Origin of the sequence: Streptomyces sp. NBC_00094 (assembly GCF_026343125.1) — a bacterium.
Taxonomy (GTDB): domain Bacteria; phylum Actinomycetota; class Actinomycetes; order Streptomycetales; family Streptomycetaceae; genus Streptomyces.
Genome location: NZ_JAPEMB010000001.1, coordinates 731,462 through 746,560 on the forward strand (window position 1 = coordinate 731,462; position 15,099 = coordinate 746,560).

15 protein-coding genes are annotated in these 15,099 nt (G+C 70.8%); 9 read left to right on the plus strand and 6 right to left on the minus strand.

The window, feature by feature from the left end:
- Nucleotides 1–20: 20 nt before the first annotated feature.
- Nucleotides 21–530 carry a sortase gene (locus OG580_RS03150; RefSeq protein ID WP_267042102.1) on the minus strand — a complete coding sequence of 170 codons (510 nt, stop codon included), beginning with the start codon at nucleotides 528–530 and terminating at the stop codon, nucleotides 21–23.
- A gap of 331 nt (nucleotides 531–861) precedes the next feature.
- Here OG580_RS03150 and OG580_RS03155 point away from each other — a divergent pair, with 331 nt between their 5' ends.
- Entirely contained in the window at nucleotides 862–1,947 is a 1,086-nt protein-coding gene (locus OG580_RS03155; RefSeq protein WP_267042103.1) for an IS630 family transposase, read from the plus strand.
- Nucleotides 1,948–2,052: 105 nt separating this feature from the next.
- Here the strand turns inward: OG580_RS03155 and OG580_RS03160 are convergent, their stop codons facing one another.
- The gene (locus OG580_RS03160) at nucleotides 2,053–3,714 is read right to left on the minus strand and encodes an FAD-dependent monooxygenase (RefSeq protein ID WP_267042104.1); all 1,662 of its coding nucleotides are present in this window, start codon (nucleotides 3,712–3,714) and stop codon (nucleotides 2,053–2,055) included.
- A 232-nt stretch (nucleotides 3,715–3,946) separates the two neighbouring features.
- On the opposite strand from OG580_RS03160, the gene OG580_RS03165 reads away from it, so the two are divergent.
- From OG580_RS03165 to OG580_RS03195, 7 genes are all read left to right on the plus strand, one after another.
- A complete protein-coding gene (locus OG580_RS03165; RefSeq protein WP_267042105.1) occupies nucleotides 3,947–5,068 on the plus strand; it encodes a SchA/CurD-like domain-containing protein in 1,122 nt (373 codons plus the stop codon).
- 65 nt (nucleotides 5,069–5,133) lie between these two features.
- The gene (locus tag OG580_RS03170) at nucleotides 5,134–5,604 is read left to right on the plus strand and encodes a cupin domain-containing protein (RefSeq protein WP_267042106.1); all 471 of its coding nucleotides are present in this window, start codon (nucleotides 5,134–5,136) and stop codon (nucleotides 5,602–5,604) included.
- Nucleotides 5,601–6,869, plus strand: a complete 1,269-nt coding sequence (locus OG580_RS03175; protein WP_267042107.1) for a beta-ketoacyl synthase — start codon at nucleotides 5,601–5,603, stop codon at nucleotides 6,867–6,869. The genes OG580_RS03170 and OG580_RS03175 overlap by 4 nt, the downstream gene beginning before the upstream one ends.
- Nucleotides 6,866–8,113 (plus strand): ketosynthase chain-length factor, encoded by a 1,248-nt coding sequence (locus tag OG580_RS03180; RefSeq protein WP_267042108.1) that lies wholly within the window; start codon nucleotides 6,866–6,868, stop codon nucleotides 8,111–8,113. The genes OG580_RS03175 and OG580_RS03180 overlap by 4 nt, the downstream gene beginning before the upstream one ends.
- Nucleotides 8,114–8,137: 24 nt before the next feature.
- The gene (locus OG580_RS03185; RefSeq protein ID WP_267042109.1) at nucleotides 8,138–8,398 is read left to right on the plus strand and encodes a phosphopantetheine-binding protein; all 261 of its coding nucleotides are present in this window, start codon (nucleotides 8,138–8,140) and stop codon (nucleotides 8,396–8,398) included.
- Nucleotide 8,399: 1 nt separating this feature from the next.
- A complete protein-coding gene (locus OG580_RS03190; protein WP_267042110.1) occupies nucleotides 8,400–8,879 on the plus strand; it encodes an SRPBCC family protein in 480 nt (159 codons plus the stop codon).
- Between the two features lie 47 nt (nucleotides 8,880–8,926).
- Nucleotides 8,927–9,259 carry a TcmI family type II polyketide cyclase gene (locus tag OG580_RS03195; protein ID WP_267042111.1) on the plus strand — a complete coding sequence of 111 codons (333 nt, stop codon included), beginning with the start codon at nucleotides 8,927–8,929 and terminating at the stop codon, nucleotides 9,257–9,259.
- 93 nt (nucleotides 9,260–9,352) lie between these two features.
- Here the strand turns inward: OG580_RS03195 and OG580_RS03200 are convergent, their stop codons facing one another.
- The gene (locus OG580_RS03200) at nucleotides 9,353–10,381 is read right to left on the minus strand and encodes a methyltransferase (protein WP_267042112.1); all 1,029 of its coding nucleotides are present in this window, start codon (nucleotides 10,379–10,381) and stop codon (nucleotides 9,353–9,355) included.
- A 51-nt stretch (nucleotides 10,382–10,432) separates the two neighbouring features.
- The gene (locus OG580_RS03205) at nucleotides 10,433–11,497 is read right to left on the minus strand and encodes a nitrous oxide reductase family maturation protein NosD (protein WP_267042113.1); all 1,065 of its coding nucleotides are present in this window, start codon (nucleotides 11,495–11,497) and stop codon (nucleotides 10,433–10,435) included.
- A gap of 204 nt (nucleotides 11,498–11,701) precedes the next feature.
- Here OG580_RS03205 and OG580_RS03210 point away from each other — a divergent pair, with 204 nt between their 5' ends.
- Nucleotides 11,702–13,231 (plus strand): MFS transporter, encoded by a 1,530-nt coding sequence (locus OG580_RS03210; protein ID WP_267042114.1) that lies wholly within the window; start codon nucleotides 11,702–11,704, stop codon nucleotides 13,229–13,231.
- A 336-nt stretch (nucleotides 13,232–13,567) separates the two neighbouring features.
- On the opposite strand, the gene OG580_RS03215 is transcribed toward OG580_RS03210, so the two are convergent.
- Together OG580_RS03215 and OG580_RS03220 are read right to left on the minus strand one after the other, a co-directional pair.
- Complete coding sequence (locus OG580_RS03215) at nucleotides 13,568–14,524, minus strand: NmrA/HSCARG family protein (protein WP_267042115.1); 957 nt, start codon at nucleotides 14,522–14,524, stop codon at nucleotides 13,568–13,570.
- Between the two features lie 389 nt (nucleotides 14,525–14,913).
- The gene (locus OG580_RS03220; RefSeq protein WP_267042116.1) at nucleotides 14,914–15,072 is read right to left on the minus strand and encodes a hypothetical protein; all 159 of its coding nucleotides are present in this window, start codon (nucleotides 15,070–15,072) and stop codon (nucleotides 14,914–14,916) included.
- Nucleotides 15,073–15,099: the final 27 nt, after the last annotated feature.

Below are 15,099 nucleotides of genomic sequence, written 5' to 3' on the forward strand. Positions count from 1 at the left end.
GGGGGTGTGGAGGTGGGGGATCAGACGGAGTTCCGGGCGGCGGCGCGGCGGCGCCTCACGATCAGGGCGCCCGCGGCGGCGCCGCCGAGGAGCAGCGCACCGAGGGCGTACGGGCCGGCGCCGTCGTCCCCGTCCGCGCCGGCGCCTGCGGCCCAGCCGAAGCCCGCTTCCACGGCACCGATCGGCCGGCCGGAGATCTGGTAGGTGACGGTCTGCTTGATGCGCGGCGGGCACTTGAGGGTCACGGTGTCCTGGCCGGAGGCGACGTCCAGCGGGAGCGTGAACTTACCCACCAGGACGCCCTTCCGGTCGCCCGGCAGGAGGTGGAACTGCCCGCCCGCCTCCGACTCGCCCTTGCCGTACGTCTCCTTGCCGCAGGCGGTGGTGCTGACAGTGACGGTGGTTCCGGGGGCCGCGTTCTCCGGATTGACCCGGACGTCACCGGAGGGCGCCGCGACGGCGGAGGGTGCGGACAGAACGAGGGCGACCAGGGCCAGGGCGAGCTGGGGACCCGTACGTGCGAGACGCATGCTTCTTCTCTCCTCTTCGGCGGAGCTTTCCCGGCCGGCTGTCGCGCGGCTCCTGTGCTGTGCTCCGTGCACGAGGAGATACCTGACTGGTCGTCACCGCAACGGGAAGTTCGCGCGCGCTGTCCCCCGGTCGGCGTCTTGATCCTCCGCGCCGGTGGTCGACGCCGCAGGTCACAGCGGCCCGCACGGTGCTCGGGAAGGAACGGTCGTCCTGCGGCGAACGGGCTAGTGATCTGGTTGTGAGTTCGCTGGGCACCACGTGAGTTGCTTTGCGTACCACTTTCGTGGGTTTGGCTGACGGGTGTCGGTTGGCTTCGGTCTGCTGTGGGTTGTGGGTGACAACAGGCTGGAGCCGCTGGTCCTGAGTGAGACCGAGCGGCAGGTGTTGAACAACTGGGTCAAGCGCCGGACGACCGCGCAAGGTCTGGCCCTGCGGGCTCGAATCGTGCTGGCATGTGCGGAGAGTGGCCCCAACCTGGCGGTCGCCGCCCGCCTGGGAGTCAGCCGGGGCACCGTCGCCAAGTGGCGCACGAGGTTCCTGCGGGCCAGACTCGACGGACTCGCCGACGAGCCGAGGCCCGGGGTGCCGCGGACCATTACAGACGCCCAGGTCGAAGACGTGGTGGTCCGCACTCTGGAGGAGACGCCTCCGGGCGGAACCCACTGGTCCAAGCGGGAGCTGGCCAAGGCCGTGGGCATCTCGCCGGCCAGTGTCCTGCGGATCTGGCACGCCTTCGGTCTGCAGCCATGGCGGACCGAGACGTTCAAGATCTCCCCGGACCCGTTCCTGATCGACAAGATCCGTGACGTCGTGGGCCTGTATCTCGCCCCGCCGGCGAACGCGGTGGTGTTCGCGGTGGACGAGAAACCGCAGATCCAGGCCCTTCAGCGGACCGCGCCGGTGCTGCCCATGGTCCCGGGAGTGCCCGAGCGGCGGAGTTTCGACTACATCCGGCACGGCACCGTCGACCTGTTCGCCGCGCTGAACACCGCCACCGGCAAAGTGATCACGAAACTGTCCGCCCAGCACCGGGCCGTGGACTTCCGCGACTTCCTCGACAAGATCGACCGCCAGACCGATCCCGGCCTGGCGGTCCACGTGATCTGCGACAACCTCTCCGCCCACAAGGCACCCGTGGTGCACAAATGGCTGCTCGCGCACCCCCGGTTCCAGCTCCACTTCACCCCGACCTACTCGTCGTGGATCAACCAGGTCGAGCGGTGGTTCGCCGAGCTGGAACGGCGCTGCCTGGAGCGTGGGGTGTTCTGTTCCCTCGACGACCTGAAGGCCGCACTCGAGGACTGGATCAAGGTCTGGAACGACGGGGCCCGGCCCTTCAAGTGGACCAAGACCGCCGACCAGATCCTCGACCGCATCTGCCGCTACTGCTCACGTATCTCCGAACCGGGTCACTAGAGCGTGTCCGGCGGATCAGGGCCTAGCCGTCCTGACCACGGTCGCGTGCCGACCGTTGACCGGGTGCCCGGGGGCGACCCGGTCGTGTCGGCGACGGGAAAGGGGTCAGCCCCGGCCCAGGATGGCCGTGAGGGCCTGCCGCAACGTCGCTCCGGGGTTCTCCGAGGCCCCTTCGGAGCGCCACGCGACGAACCCGTCGGGGCGGACCAGCACCGCGCCGTCCGTGGTGACGCCGTGCGCCTCCGCCCAGTCCGTGTCGCTCTCCGGGGAGAGCTCCGCGTCGGGGCCTTCGCCGATCCGGTACGAGTCGAGCGGCACCGACAGCTGCTGCCCGACCTGTGCCGCCGCGGTGTGCCACCCGCCGGCGCCGTCCGCGGAGCTCAGGAGCACCAGGGACCGCTCGTACAGGTCGAGGGTGGAGATCCGGGCGCCCGCGCGGTTCACCCACAGGTGGGGTGCCCGGCTCCCGGGTTCGCCCGTCAGGCGCAGTCCGTCGGGCACGACGGGCAGCGACCGGTCGGCGCCCAGGACGGCGCCCTGCGGATAGCGGTAGCCGAGCACCTGGTTGAGAATGCCGCCCTTCCCTCCCTTGGGGCCGCCGGATCCGGGGCCGGGGGCGTACCCGGGGTGGCTGTGTTCGACCGACCGCGACGCGGCGCGGGCGCTCGTCGTCTCCGCGACCGGCCGGCGCTCCGCGTCGTAGGACGCGAGCAGGCCGGGGCCGGCCCAGCCGCCCAGTACGGCGGCGAGCTTCCAGGCGAGGTTGTGCGCGTCCTGGATACCGGTGTTGGAGCCGAACGCCCCGGTGGGCGGCATCTCGTGGGCCGAGTCGCCGACGAGGAACACCCGGCCGTCCGCGTACCGTTCGGCGATCCTCTCGGCCGCGTGCCAGGGAGCTCTGCCCGTGATCTCCACATCGAGGTCCGGCACCCCGACGGCCCGCCGGATGTGGTCGATGCACCGCTCGTCGGTGAACTCCTCCAGCGTCTCGCCGTGTTCGGGGTGCCACGGAGCGTGGAACACCCAGCGCTCCCGATTGTCGACCGGCAGCAGGGCCCCGTCGGCCTCCGGGTTCGTCAGGTAGCAGACGATGAACCGCCGGTCGCCGACGACGTCCGCGAGGCCGCGGGAGACGAAGGTGACGCTCACGTTGTGGAACAGGTCGCCCTGACCGCTCTGCCCGATGCCGAGCCGCTCGCGAACGGGGCTGCGCGGGCCGTCCGCCGCGACGAGGTAGTCCGCGCGGATGGTGGTGTGCTCACCGGTGTCGCGGCTCTTGACCTGCGCGGTCACTCCTTCGGCGTCCTGGTCGAAGGACATCAGCTCCGTCGAGAACCGCAGATCCCCGCCCAGCTCCCCGGCGCGCTTGAGCAGCACCGGTTCGAGATTGTTCTGGCTGCACAGGCACCACCCGGCGGGGCTGAAGCGGGCGAGGCCGCCGCCGGGGTCGATCTCCTTGAACAGCCACTCGCCGACATCACCCACCAGGCTCGGCGTCTGCAGGATGCCGTTGTTGCCCGCCAGGACCGACGCGGCCTCCTGGATCTGCTGCGTCACCCCGGCACTGCGGAACAGCTCCATCGTGCGCACGTTGTTGCCGCGGCCGCGCGGGTGGATCGAGGTGCCCGCATGGCGCTCGACCAGGGTGTGCGGCACTCCGAGGCGCCCCAGGAACAGCGAGGTGGACAGGCCCACCAGCGAGCCGCCGACGATGAGTACGGGCGTGCGGTGACCGGCTGCTGCGCCGGCCACGTCGAATCGGTTCATTGTTCGTCTCCGGCGTCACCTGCGACGCGAATCGGGGATGGGATGCAGATTCATGCCCTTCGGCGCCGGGTCCGCGTGCCGGGGGCACCCGGATGACACGCGGTTCACTCGTCCGCTCGTTCGGGCTCGCGCGCCGTCGGCGCTCCTGTCAACTATCGACACATCACGACCCCGGCGTTTCCGCCCCGTAGGTCGTCCCCGCCCCCCACCGAAACAGAAAGAGGTGTGCCGGATGGCCCCCTCGGGACGCATCTCGCAGTCGGCCTTCGACGGCTCCAAGCTGCGGGTGATCCTCCTGCTCGACCTGTACGAAGGAGCTCAGCAGCAGTTCCTGGACGCGTACGAACTCATGCGCAAGCAGGTCGCCTCCGTTCCCGGTCACATCAGCGACCAGCTCTGCCAGTCCATCGAGAACCCCTCGCAGTGGCTCATCACCAGCGAGTGGGAGAGCGCTCCGCCGTTCCTCGCGTGGGTGAACAGCGAGGAGCACGTCGAGACCGTCAAGCCGATGCACAGCTGCGTCCGGGACACCCGTTCGATGCGCTACAGCATCCTCCGGGAGACCGGTCCCGGTCAGCAGGCCTCGCAGGGCACGGCATCGGCGGGCACACAGGTGGCCGCCCGCGTGGGCGACGGCGCGGCACGCCACGCCCTCACCTTCACCGTCAAGCCGGGCTCCGAGTCGAAGGTGGCGGAGATCCTGGCCGGGTACGAGTCGCCCCGGGCCCAGGTCGACGAGACCACACGGCTGCGCCGTACCTCCCTCTTCATGCACGGCAATCGCGTCGTGCGGGCCGTGGAGGTGGAGGGCGACCTCCTCGCGGCACTGCGGCACGTCGCCCGTCAGCCCGAGGTACGAGCGGTCGAGGAGGCCATCAACCCGTACCTGGAGCAGGACCGGGACCTGACCGACCCCGAGTCGGCGCGCGTGTTCTTCACCCGTGCCGCGCTCCCGGCCGTCCACCACGTGGTGTCCGACCGGCCGGCACCGGCCGACCTGCGACGGCACGCGCTGTACTACCCGGCCAAGGAAGGCCGCGGGATGGAGCTGGCCCGGCTACTCGCCCATCAGGACCAGGCCGCGGCGGACGATCCGGACAGCCCGGTGTACGGCAGCACCGTGTTCCATCGCGACGACATCGTGGTGCGCCTCATCGACATCACGGGCGAACCCGACCTCGACCCCGTCGCCTCCCTCGGGATCAAGGGCGCCGGCAAGGCCGCGGAGCTGGAACACCTCCTCGACGGCGCCGCGATCGGCGTCGAGGGCTCCCTGAAGACGGAACGCAACGTCAACCGGCTCCTGTCGCACGCCGACATGCTGCCCGTCACCGACCGCTCGGCGGATTCCTGACAGCCAGTCGCGGCCCCGCCGCAGTCGCTCCCCAGCACGTCACTGCCACATCCGGAGGTATCAGCATGCTCAAGCAGCGTCCACGCATCGTGAACCTGAGCGAGACGGAACCCAACCGCAGGCGGGGAGGTGACCTGCGGGCCATGCTCACGCCGGCCACGGTGGGTTCCACCAGCGGCTTCATGGGCCTGGCCATCGTCCAGCCGGGCGAGCGCATCGGCGAGCACTACCACCCGTACTCCGAGGAGTTCGTGTACGTCGTCTCGGGCGCGCTGGAAGTGGACCTGGACGGCGACACGTACGCGCTCCGGCCCGATCAGGGACTCCTGATCCCGATCGACGTGCGGCACCGCTTCCGCAACGTGGGCGACGTGGAGGCCCGCATGGTCTTCCACCTGGGCCCGCTCGCCCCCCGGCCGAGCCTCGGCCACGTCGATACGGAGGTCACCGACGAGGCGCAGCTGGCCGCCGCGGGTCCGCACCTGACCGTGGGCGATCCGGGACAGGTGTCCGAGCGAAGCGGGGCCATCGAGTGACCCGGCGAGTCGCCGTCACCGGTGTCGGTGTGGTCGCTCCGGGCGGCACCGGAGCGAAGGCGTTCTGGGACCTCCTCGCCGCCGGCCGTACCGCGACCCGCGGCATCACCCTGTTCGACCCGGTCGGGCTGCGCTCCCGCATCGCCGCCGAGTGCGACTTCGACCCGGCGGACCACGGACTGGACCCGGACCTGAGCCGCCACGCCGACCGGTACATCCAGTTCGCCGTCGTCGCCGCCGGGGAAGCCGTCCGCGACTCCGGACTCGACACCGGCACCGAGGACCCCTGGCGCGTCGCCGTCTCCCTGGGCAGCGCCGTCGGCGGCACCACCCGGCTCGAACACGACTACGTCCTGGTCAGCGAGGGCGGCCGGCGGTGGGACGTGGACCACCGCGCGGCCGACCCCAAGTTGCACATGGCGTTCTCGCCGAGCACGCTCGCCTCCGTCGTGGCCGAACAGTTCGGCGCCCGAGGCCCGGTGCAGACCGTCTCCACCGGATGCACCTCCGGCCTCGACGCCGTCGGCTACGCCTTCCACACCATCGAGGAAGGCCGGGCGGACGTCTGCATCGCGGGCGCGTCGGACTCCCCCATATCCCCGATCACCATGGCCTGCTTCGATGCCATCAAGGCCACCTCGCCCGACAACGACGACCCGGAGCACGCCTCCAGGCCCTTCGACAACAACCGCAACGGTTTCGTCATGGGCGAAGGCGCGGCCGTCCTCGTCCTGGAGGAGTACGAGCACGCCAGGGCCCGCGGTGCGCACATCTACTGCGAGATCGGCGGCTACGCCACCTTCGGCAACGCGTACCACATGACCGGTCTGACCGGCGAGGGCCTGGAGATGTCCCGGGCGATCGACTCGACGCTCGACCAGGCCCGGCTCGACCCCACGCTGGTCGACTACGTCAACGCGCACGGCTCGGGCACCCGGCAGAACGACCGCCACGAGACCGCCGCCGTGAAGCGGTCCCTGGGGGCGCACGCCTATGACACGCCCATGAGCTCCATCAAATCCATGGTGGGGCACTCGCTGGGCGCGATCGGCGCGATCGAGGTGGCCGCCTGCGTTCTCGCGCTGAAGCACCAGGTCGTCCCTCCGACGGCGAACTACGAGACCCCCGACCCCGAGTGCGACCTGGACTACGTGCCGCGCACCGCCCGCCCCCGGAAGCTCAGGAACGTGCTCTCCGTGGGCAGCGGATTCGGCGGATTCCAGTCCGCGGTCCTCCTGACGGGGCCGGGCGGGAGGACACGATGAGCACTGAGCGCTCACGGCGCGCGGTCGTCACCGGCATCGGTGTGATCGCCCCCAACGGACTGCGTGCCGACGCGTACTGGAAGTCCGTCCGGGAAGGACTCGGCGTACTGGACCGGATCACCCGTGAGGGGTGCGAGGACCTGCCGCTCAAGGTCGCGGGCGAGGTCCGTGGCTTCGACGCCTCCGCTCTGATCGAGGAGCGCTTCCTCGTCCAGACCGACCGTTTCAGCCACTACGCGATGGCCGCGGCCCAGCTCGCCCTCGACGACGCCGGCCTCGCCCACGACGGACAGGAGGACCCGTTCTCGATCGGCGTCGTCACCGCGGCCGGTTCCGGCGGTGGCGAGTTCGGCCAGCGAGAGCTCCAGAAGCTCTGGGCCCAGGGATCCAAGTTCGTCGGCCCGTACCAGTCCATCGCCTGGTTCTACGCCGCGAGCACCGGCCAGATCTCCATCCGGAGCGGGTTCAAGGGGCCGTGCGGTGTGGTCGCGAGCGACGAGGCGGGGGGCCTGGACGGCATCGCCCACGCGGCCCGGGCCGTACGGCGTGGGACCGGCGCGGTGCTCGTCGGAGCGGCGGAGGCGCCCCTCGCCCCGTACTCGATGGTGTGCCAGCTCGGATACCCGGAGCTCAGCACCGTCGAGGACCCGGACCGCGCCTACCGGCCCTTCACCCGGGCAGCCTGCGGCTTCGTCCCCGCCGAGGGCGGTGCGATGCTCGTCGTGGAGGACGAGTCCCGTGCCCGCGACCGGGGGGCGGCCGTCCGGGCCGTCGTGGCCGGCCACGGCGCCACGTTCACCGGCGCCTCCCGATGGGAGGAGTCCCGGGAGGGACTCGCCCGCGCCATCCGCGTCGCCCTCGACGAGGCCGCGTGCGCGCCCGAGGAGATCGACGTCGTCTTCGCCGACGCCCTGGGCGTACCGGAGGCGGACCGTGCCGAGGCACTGGCGATCGCCGACGTCCTCGGGGCACACGCCACGCGCGTGCCCGTCACGGCGCCCAAGACGGGCATCGGCCGCGCCTACTGCGGGGCGCCCGTCCTGGACACCGCCGCCGCGGTCTTCGCGATGGAACACGGCGTGGTCCCCCCCACCCCCAACGTGTTCGACATCTGCCACGACCTCGATCTGGTGATGTCCCGCGCTCGCCCCGCCGAGCTGCGCACGGCCCTCGTCCTCAGCCGGGGACTCATGGGATCCAACGCGGCGCTGATCGTGCGCCGCGGCGACGACTCCGCCTGGTAGGACCGGGCGGGAAGGAGAGCACAGATGATCACCACCGCACTGACCTTCGACGAGCTCGCCGCGCTGATGAAGCAGGCGGCCGGGGTCACCGTCGACGCCCGGGAGCTGGAGAAGGCGCCGGACGCGCCGTTCACCACCCTCGGCCTCGACTCGCTCGGTCTGCTCGGGATCGTCGGCGAGTTGGAGAACCGGTACAGCGTGGCGCTGCCCACCGACGCCGAGCGTTGCAAGACACCCGCCGAGTTCGTCGGCCTGGTCAACAACACCCTCAAGACGGGAGTCTGACGTGTCCGGCCACACCGACAACAGCGTCACCATCGACGCCCCTCTCGATCTCGTCTGGGACATCACCAACGACATCGAGAACTGGCCCGATCTCTTCAGCGAGTACGCCTCCCTCGACGTGCTGTCCCGCGAGGGCGACTCCACCACCTTCCGTCTGACCATGCACCCGGACGAGTCCGGGAAGGTCTGGAGCTGGGTGTCGGAGCGCACCGTCGACCGCCCCGGGCGGACCGTCCGCGCCCGCCGCGTCGAGACCGGCCCGTTCGACCACATGAACATCCGGTGGGAGTACGAGGAGACACCGGCCGGCGTCCATATGCGCTGGGTGCAGGACTTCGCGATGAAGCCCGACGCTCCGGTCGACGACGCCTGGATGACCGACAACATCAACCGCAACTCCCGCACGCAGATGGCTCTCATCCGGGACCGCGTCGAGCAGGTCGCCCGCGACCTGCGGAGCGCCCCCGTCCTGCCCGGCTGACCTCAGCCGGCCGCACACCCGCAGCCCACACCTTGGAAGGACGCTCGATGCACCACGCCCTGATCGTCGCCCGCATGGCGCCCGGTTCGGCTCCGGCGATCGCCGACGTGTTCGCCGCCTCCGACCGTGGGGAACTCCCGCACCTGGTCGGCGTCACCCGGCGTCGCCTGTTCCAGTTCGGCGACGTGTACCTGCACCTCATCGAGTCGGACCAGGACCCGGGGCCGGCCATCGCGAAGCTGTCCGGGCACCCGGAGTTCCGGGACGCCAGCGAGAAGCTGTCGGCGTACGTCACCGCGTACGACCCGGAGACGTGGCGAGGCCCCAAGGACGCCATGGCGCAGTGCTTCTACCGCTGGGAGCGCGACGCGGCTTCCTGACCCCCCGAGGCACGCACGGCAGGGAAACCCGAGGCCGCCCGCCCCGCGAACGACGCGGAGCGGGCGGCCTCGGGTTTCCCTCCTTCGGCCCCGTCAGACGGGGACGGTGCACTCGAAGGCGTGGAGGTACGCGTTGACCGGGCGGATCTCGCCGATGACGAGCCCCGCGTCCGTCAGCCGGTCGACCATGCTCTGCCGGGTGTGCTTCGCACCGCCGACATTGAGGAGCAGCAGCAGGTCCATGGCCGTCGTGAACCTCATCGAAGGCGTGTCGTCCACGAGGTTCTCGATCACGACGACCCGGGCGCCGGGGCGCGCTGCCTTGCGGACGTTGGCGAGCGCCCGGCGGGTGCTGTCGTCGTCCCATTCCAGGATGTTCTTGATGATGTACACATCAGCCTGGATCGGGATGTCCTCGCGGCAGTCACCGGCCACGACACGGACCCGGGGGCTCAGCGCGCCGCCGTCCCGCAGGCGCGGGTCGGCGTTCTCCACCACTCCCGGCAGGTCGAGCAGCGCGCCCTTCAGGGAGGGGTGCTTCTCCAGCAGACTCGCCAGGACGTGCCCCTGTCCGCCTCCGATGTCGGCGACGCAGGACACGTCCCCGAGGTCGAGAAGGTCCGCCACGTCCTGCGCCGACTGCTTGCTCGACGTCGTCATGGCTCGGTTGAAGACGTAGGCGGACTCGGGCGCGTCCTCGTTGAGGTACGCGAAGAACTCCCGGTCGTACACGTCCTCGAAGACGTTCCGTCCGGAGCGCACCGCCTCGTCGAGCTTCGGCCAGACGTCCCACGTCCACGGCTCGGTGCACCACAGCGCGATGTACCGCAGGCTGTGCGGATCGTCCTCGCGCAGGAGCCGGGACATCTCCGTGTGGGCGAAGGTGCCGTCGGCGTGCTCGGTGAAGACCCCCTGGCAGGACAGTGCGCGCAGGAGCCTGCGCAGTGTCAGCGGCTGGGTCTTCACCGCCGCCGCGAGGTCCTCCACGGTCATGGGCGTGTCGCCCAGGGCGTCGGCCACGCCCAGGCGGGCGGCCGCACGGACGGCGGCGGCGCACGCCGCCCCGAACACGAGTTCCCTCAGCCGCATGGGCGGGGCGGGAGCCGGATCAACCGTTGTCATCTGCCTTGTCCTTGCTGTCGTGCCGTGAGTGGTGACGGGGAACCCGGTGAGTCAGCACATTCCGGCCGGTTCCGAGAGCGTGCAGGTGTTGCGGGTGAAGGTGTTTCCCTGACCGGTGTCCCGGTTGGCCAGATCGGCGGGGCTGTTGCTCATCACCACGTTGTCGCGGATCGCGTTCTGCTCGTTCGGAACGCCCACGAAGCTCTTGAACAGCACGATGCCGCCCGAGAGCGGCGAGGTGCCCACGTTGTCGACGACCCTGTTCTTCTCCACCACCGTCTCCTCGGCGCCGGTGAGGACGATTCCCGTGCCTTGCAGGAAGGGCAGACGGGGGGTCTTCGGGCAGTACTTGTTGTTCGCGTGGATGTCGTTCCGGCGCAGGGTCATCGCCCCGGCGCGCGGGGTGGACTCGTCGCCCACCACGAACACCGCGGCGCAGTTCCCGGTCGCCTCGTTGTGCTCGACTGTCACGTTCCGCAGGCGCCTCACCGTGATGCCGATCCGGTTGCCGGACAGGGTGTTGTGCGTGAGCACCGTCCCCCCGGCATCCGTGGCGCCGTGCTCCGTGTCGGTGGTGTTGGCCAGGAACAGTCCGGCGTCCCCGTTGTTCCGGGCGATGTTGTGGCTGAACACGCCACGTACGGATCTCTCCTGGGCGATGCCCCACTTCCCGTTCTTGTCGGCGAGCACCTTGTGGACCGTGAGCCGGTCGGTCCTGGACGCCCACAGGCCGTTGCCGGTGAAGCCCCTGAGCGTGAGCGAGCGCACGGTGACGCCCTCGACGGGGCGGCTGTCCGTCCCGGTCACGCAGATGCCGTGACCGGCCTTGGCGCACGCGTCGTCGGCAGCGGAGTCGCCGGGCACGATGACGGTGGAGGGGTGGCCCGAGCCGCGCAGCGTCAGGCCCGACGTCGTGATGCGGACGCTCTCACGGTAGGTGCCGGGAAGCAGGATGATGGTGTCCCCCGGCTTCGCGGCGTCCACGGCCTTCTGGATCGATGCGCCGGGCCTCACCAGGTGCGCCGTCGGGCTGTCGGCCGGCGGGGCGGCTGCGCCCAGACCCGAGACCGAGAGAGCCACGGCGCAGGCCACGAGGGCAAGCTGTCGTTTGGTCATGTGCCGAAGCTATGAGCGCGTTTTCCGGCCTGCCACCGCTGATCCTCCAGGCGGACCTAGGCATACCTCCTTGTGGTCCACGCACGGGCGTGGCGCGCGGGTCCTGGCCGGGAACGCCTCTCCTCCATGAATCATGGAGGCCGCCGGGGGCACCTCTTCGGTGCAGCGGGCGGCGAAGGGGTTCGGATGCGTAAATGGTGGCCCTTGATCGCGATCTGCCTCGGCACCTTCATGCTGCTGGTGGACGTCACCATCGTGACCGTGGCGCTGCCCGCCATGGCGGCGGACCTCGGCACGACGCTCGCCGATCTCCAGTGGGTGGTCGACATCTACGCGCTGGCACTGGCGTCGCTGTTGCTCGGCGTCGGTTCCCGCGCAGACCGGATCGGCCGCAAGAAGGTGTACCTGGTCGGGCTGATCGTCTTCACCGCCGCTTCGGTGGCGTGCGCGGTCGCCCCGAACGCGGGTGTGCTGATCGGCGCCAGGGCCGTACAGGGCATGGGCGCCGCCGGGATGTTCGGTACGACGATCGCCCTGCTCGGCATGCACTACAGCGGCCGGGACCGGGGGGTGGCCTTCGCGGTGTGGGGCGCCACCAACTCGGTCGCCGCCGCGGCCGGGCCGATGGTCGGCGGACTCCTCACCCAGTACCTGGACTGGCGATGGATCTTCTTCGTCAACCTGCCGGTCTGCCTGGTCGCCGTCGTGATGACGCTGCGTTCGGTGCGAGAGGTCAAGGGCGAGGGCCGGCAGCGTACGGACGTGCTCGGCATGGTCACCTTCACGGTGGCGAGCGGGGCCCTCACGTTCGGGCTGATCCGAGCCCACTCCGACGGCTGGACGGCGTCCTTCACGCTCGCCCTGTTCGCGGCGGCGGCCGTCGCCCTCACCCTCTTCGTCGTGGTCGAGACGAGGCACGAGCACCCCATCCTCGACCTGTCGCTGTTCCGCAGGCCGTCGTTCACCGGCATCATGATCAGCGCCCTGTTCCTGCAAGGCGCCGCGTTCGCCTATCTGCTGTTCGAGTCGCTGTGGATGCAGTCCGTCCTGGGGTACGAGCCCGTCGAAGCGGGTCTGTACATCCTGCCCATGTGCGCCTCCGCGTTCGTCGTCTCGGCGCTCGCGGGCCGCTTCGGCCCCTGGTCGCCCCGGGCGTCCATCGGGGGAGGTCTCGCGCTCATCGCCCTGGGTTCCGGAATGCAGGCCACCCTCGACGCCGGGTCTTCGGGCGGCAGTCTTGTGGCGGGGCTCGTCGTCTCCGGCCTGGGGGTCGGGCTCGTGACGCCGAGCCTGTCGGCGGCGGCCCTGGCCACGGTGCCGCCGGAGCGCGGAGGCATGGCGGGTGGTGCGGTCAACACCTTCCGCCAGTTGGGCTTCGCCTTGGGGATCGCCGTGTTCGGCGTGATCTTCCAGTCGCGGATCGAAAGTGTGCTGAAGGCCGACGGCAGTGTCCCGGACCCGCACGGGACGGCCGTCGCTCTGAGCGGCGGACAAGCCCGGTCGATCGTCGCCGGCTGGCCGGAAGGCGACCGCGCCGAGATGGCCCACCTGGTACGTGAGGCGTTCGCGTCCGGCCTGAACGCGGTGCTGGTCGTGGCGGCGGCACTGGGGGCGGCGGCCTCCCTGCTCGTCGTCGCGACGGTACGCGTCCCCGCGGGCGGCGCCGAGCAGCGGAGGCCGCAACGGGGCGCGAGCCCGCACGGACACGAGACGCGCGCGGACGCCGCCCTGTAGCGCCGGCCGAGCAGCCCTTCGACAGCGCCACGAAACGTACCGCGCGCCGGCGGCTGAGGGGCGACGGCTCCGACGGCTAGCGGGCTCCCCGCGCGTACCGATCGCGGCGCAGGGTAGCCGGTCAGTGTGAGAGGCGAAGGAGGCGGTGCGGCATGAGGAGCTCGACGACCGGGCCGCCCACCCGTCCGATCCCCCGGGATCCTTCGGAGCCGCGCCCCGCGCCTCCCCCGCGTCCCTTCCCGGTCGATCCGGAGCCGCCGCGGCCCACGCCCGGGCCTGCGCCGGAACCGGCGCCGGGGCCCCGGGCCGGACCTCCGCCCTCGGGCTGCATGAAGATCATGAAAAGGCGATGCGCAGCCGGTCGCGGTGCGCGGCGATCCACGTGGCGAAGGACTGAAGGTCCGGGTCGAGGTCGCGGACGGCGGCGAGGTCGCGGGCCGCGACGAAGCGCTCCTCGCAGTCCGCGTAGTACTGGAACATGTTGCCCGCCTCGTCCGCGCCGGGAAATCCCTGGGCGCGGAACTCGTCCGGGGTCATCGGCTCGTACCGGACCGGCTCGTCGAGCGCGGCCCCGATCGACGCGGCCATGTCGGCGATCTTGAGGTGTTCCCCGGCGATGCTGACCGTGGCGGCGATGACGTCGGTGCCACGGCGGAAGAGGGCCAGCGCGGTCCTGCCGATGTCGGCGACGGCGATGCCGGAGAGCTTGTGGTCACCCATCGGGTAGGTCAGCAGGAAGGCGCCGTCCTCGCCGCGCCGTGGAGCGAAGTCGCTCAACAGGTTCTCCCAGTAGAAGGTGGTGCGCAGGAAAGTCGTGGGGACGCCCGCGTCGACGAAGTACCGGTCGGCCTCCGCCTTGCCGTCGAAGTGCGGCACCTTGTAGCGCTCCTGGAGCGTCGGCATCCGCTCGTCGTCCAGCGGGATGCACGCGCGCGTGTCCTCCAGCGTGGACCAGATCGCGTGCTGGACCCCGGCATGCGAAGCGGCCTGGGCGAGGGCCAGCGCCTGGGTCTTCTCCCGTTCGGCGGACATGTGTTCCCAGAAGGGAGTGACCAGATAGGCCCCGTACGCGTGCGCGAAGGCAGGGCCGAGGCTCGGTGGATCGTCCATGTCCGCGGCGACGATGTCCGTGACGCCGAGGCGCCTCAGTTCCTGAGCGGGATCCCCGTCGGGGTGGCGGGTGACGGCCCGTACCGTGAACTCTTCCTCCTGATCGGCCAGGACGGCTCGGACAAGGCCGCCGCCCTGCCGGCCGGTCGCCCCGATCACCGTGATGACCTTCTTCTCGGCCATGACTCGCCTCGTCTCGCAGCCGCCCGCCGATGCGGCGGACCTCGGGGGTGCCCTCCCTGTGTCTTCTATGACTCCTGGTGTCTTCTATGACTCCTGCTCCGTGCCGGGTTCCGGTGGCTCTGGTCGTACGGCTCACCCGCCGAGCCCACCGGCTCACGTTCCGTTGCCCGAAGTCTCGGGCCGCGACGTGAACCTCTGATCGGCTCCTGCCCGGGGTATCAGCCGGTATGCGCCCCGGCGAGCGCGTGAGGCGGGGGGTGACGTGGCGAGAGCACCACGCGCGCCGTGGTCCTTCACCGGGCTGACGGCGCTTGCCGTGAGCGGCGCGCTCGCGGACACGTGGCCTACCGACGAACCGTCGCCACCCGGTCCGTGCCGCCTGCCGGGCCTCAGGCCATGCCGTCCGCCCCGCCCGGTCCCATGCCCTGAGCCGGGCCGAGACCGGGCCTGCTCGCCCCGGGCACCGGGACCCTGCCGCGGGCCTCGGCCGCGCCCACACCGATGTCGGCCCTGCCGGGCGACTGCGGAACCGTGTCAAACCATGCCATAGCGGGCATCTCTCCTTCAGGACGCTC

Bases quoted from the DNA above. Each gene is read 5' to 3' on its own strand.
- OG580_RS03185 (WP_267042109.1), top strand. From the start codon at position 8,138: ATGATCACCACCGCACTGACCTTCGACGAGCTCGCCGCGCTGATGAAG.
- OG580_RS03205 (WP_267042113.1), bottom strand. From the start codon at position 11,497: ATGACCAAACGACAGCTTGCCCTCGTGGCCTGCGCCGTGGCTCTCTCG.
- OG580_RS03215 (WP_267042115.1), bottom strand. From the start codon at position 14,524: ATGGCCGAGAAGAAGGTCATCACGGTGATCGGGGCGACCGGCCGGCAG.
- OG580_RS03220 (WP_267042116.1), bottom strand. From the start codon at position 15,072: ATGGCATGGTTTGACACGGTTCCGCAGTCGCCCGGCAGGGCCGACATC.
- OG580_RS03160 (WP_267042104.1), bottom strand. From the start codon at position 3,714: ATGAACCGATTCGACGTGGCCGGCGCAGCAGCCGGTCACCGCACGCCC.
- OG580_RS03170 (WP_267042106.1), top strand. From the start codon at position 5,134: ATGCTCAAGCAGCGTCCACGCATCGTGAACCTGAGCGAGACGGAACCC.
- OG580_RS03195 (WP_267042111.1), top strand. From the start codon at position 8,927: ATGCACCACGCCCTGATCGTCGCCCGCATGGCGCCCGGTTCGGCTCCG.
- OG580_RS03165 (WP_267042105.1), top strand. From the start codon at position 3,947: ATGGCCCCCTCGGGACGCATCTCGCAGTCGGCCTTCGACGGCTCCAAG.
- OG580_RS03180 (WP_267042108.1), top strand. From the start codon at position 6,866: ATGAGCACTGAGCGCTCACGGCGCGCGGTCGTCACCGGCATCGGTGTG.
- OG580_RS03150 (WP_267042102.1), bottom strand. From the start codon at position 530: ATGCGTCTCGCACGTACGGGTCCCCAGCTCGCCCTGGCCCTGGTCGCC.
- OG580_RS03200 (WP_267042112.1), bottom strand. From the start codon at position 10,381: ATGACAACGGTTGATCCGGCTCCCGCCCCGCCCATGCGGCTGAGGGAA.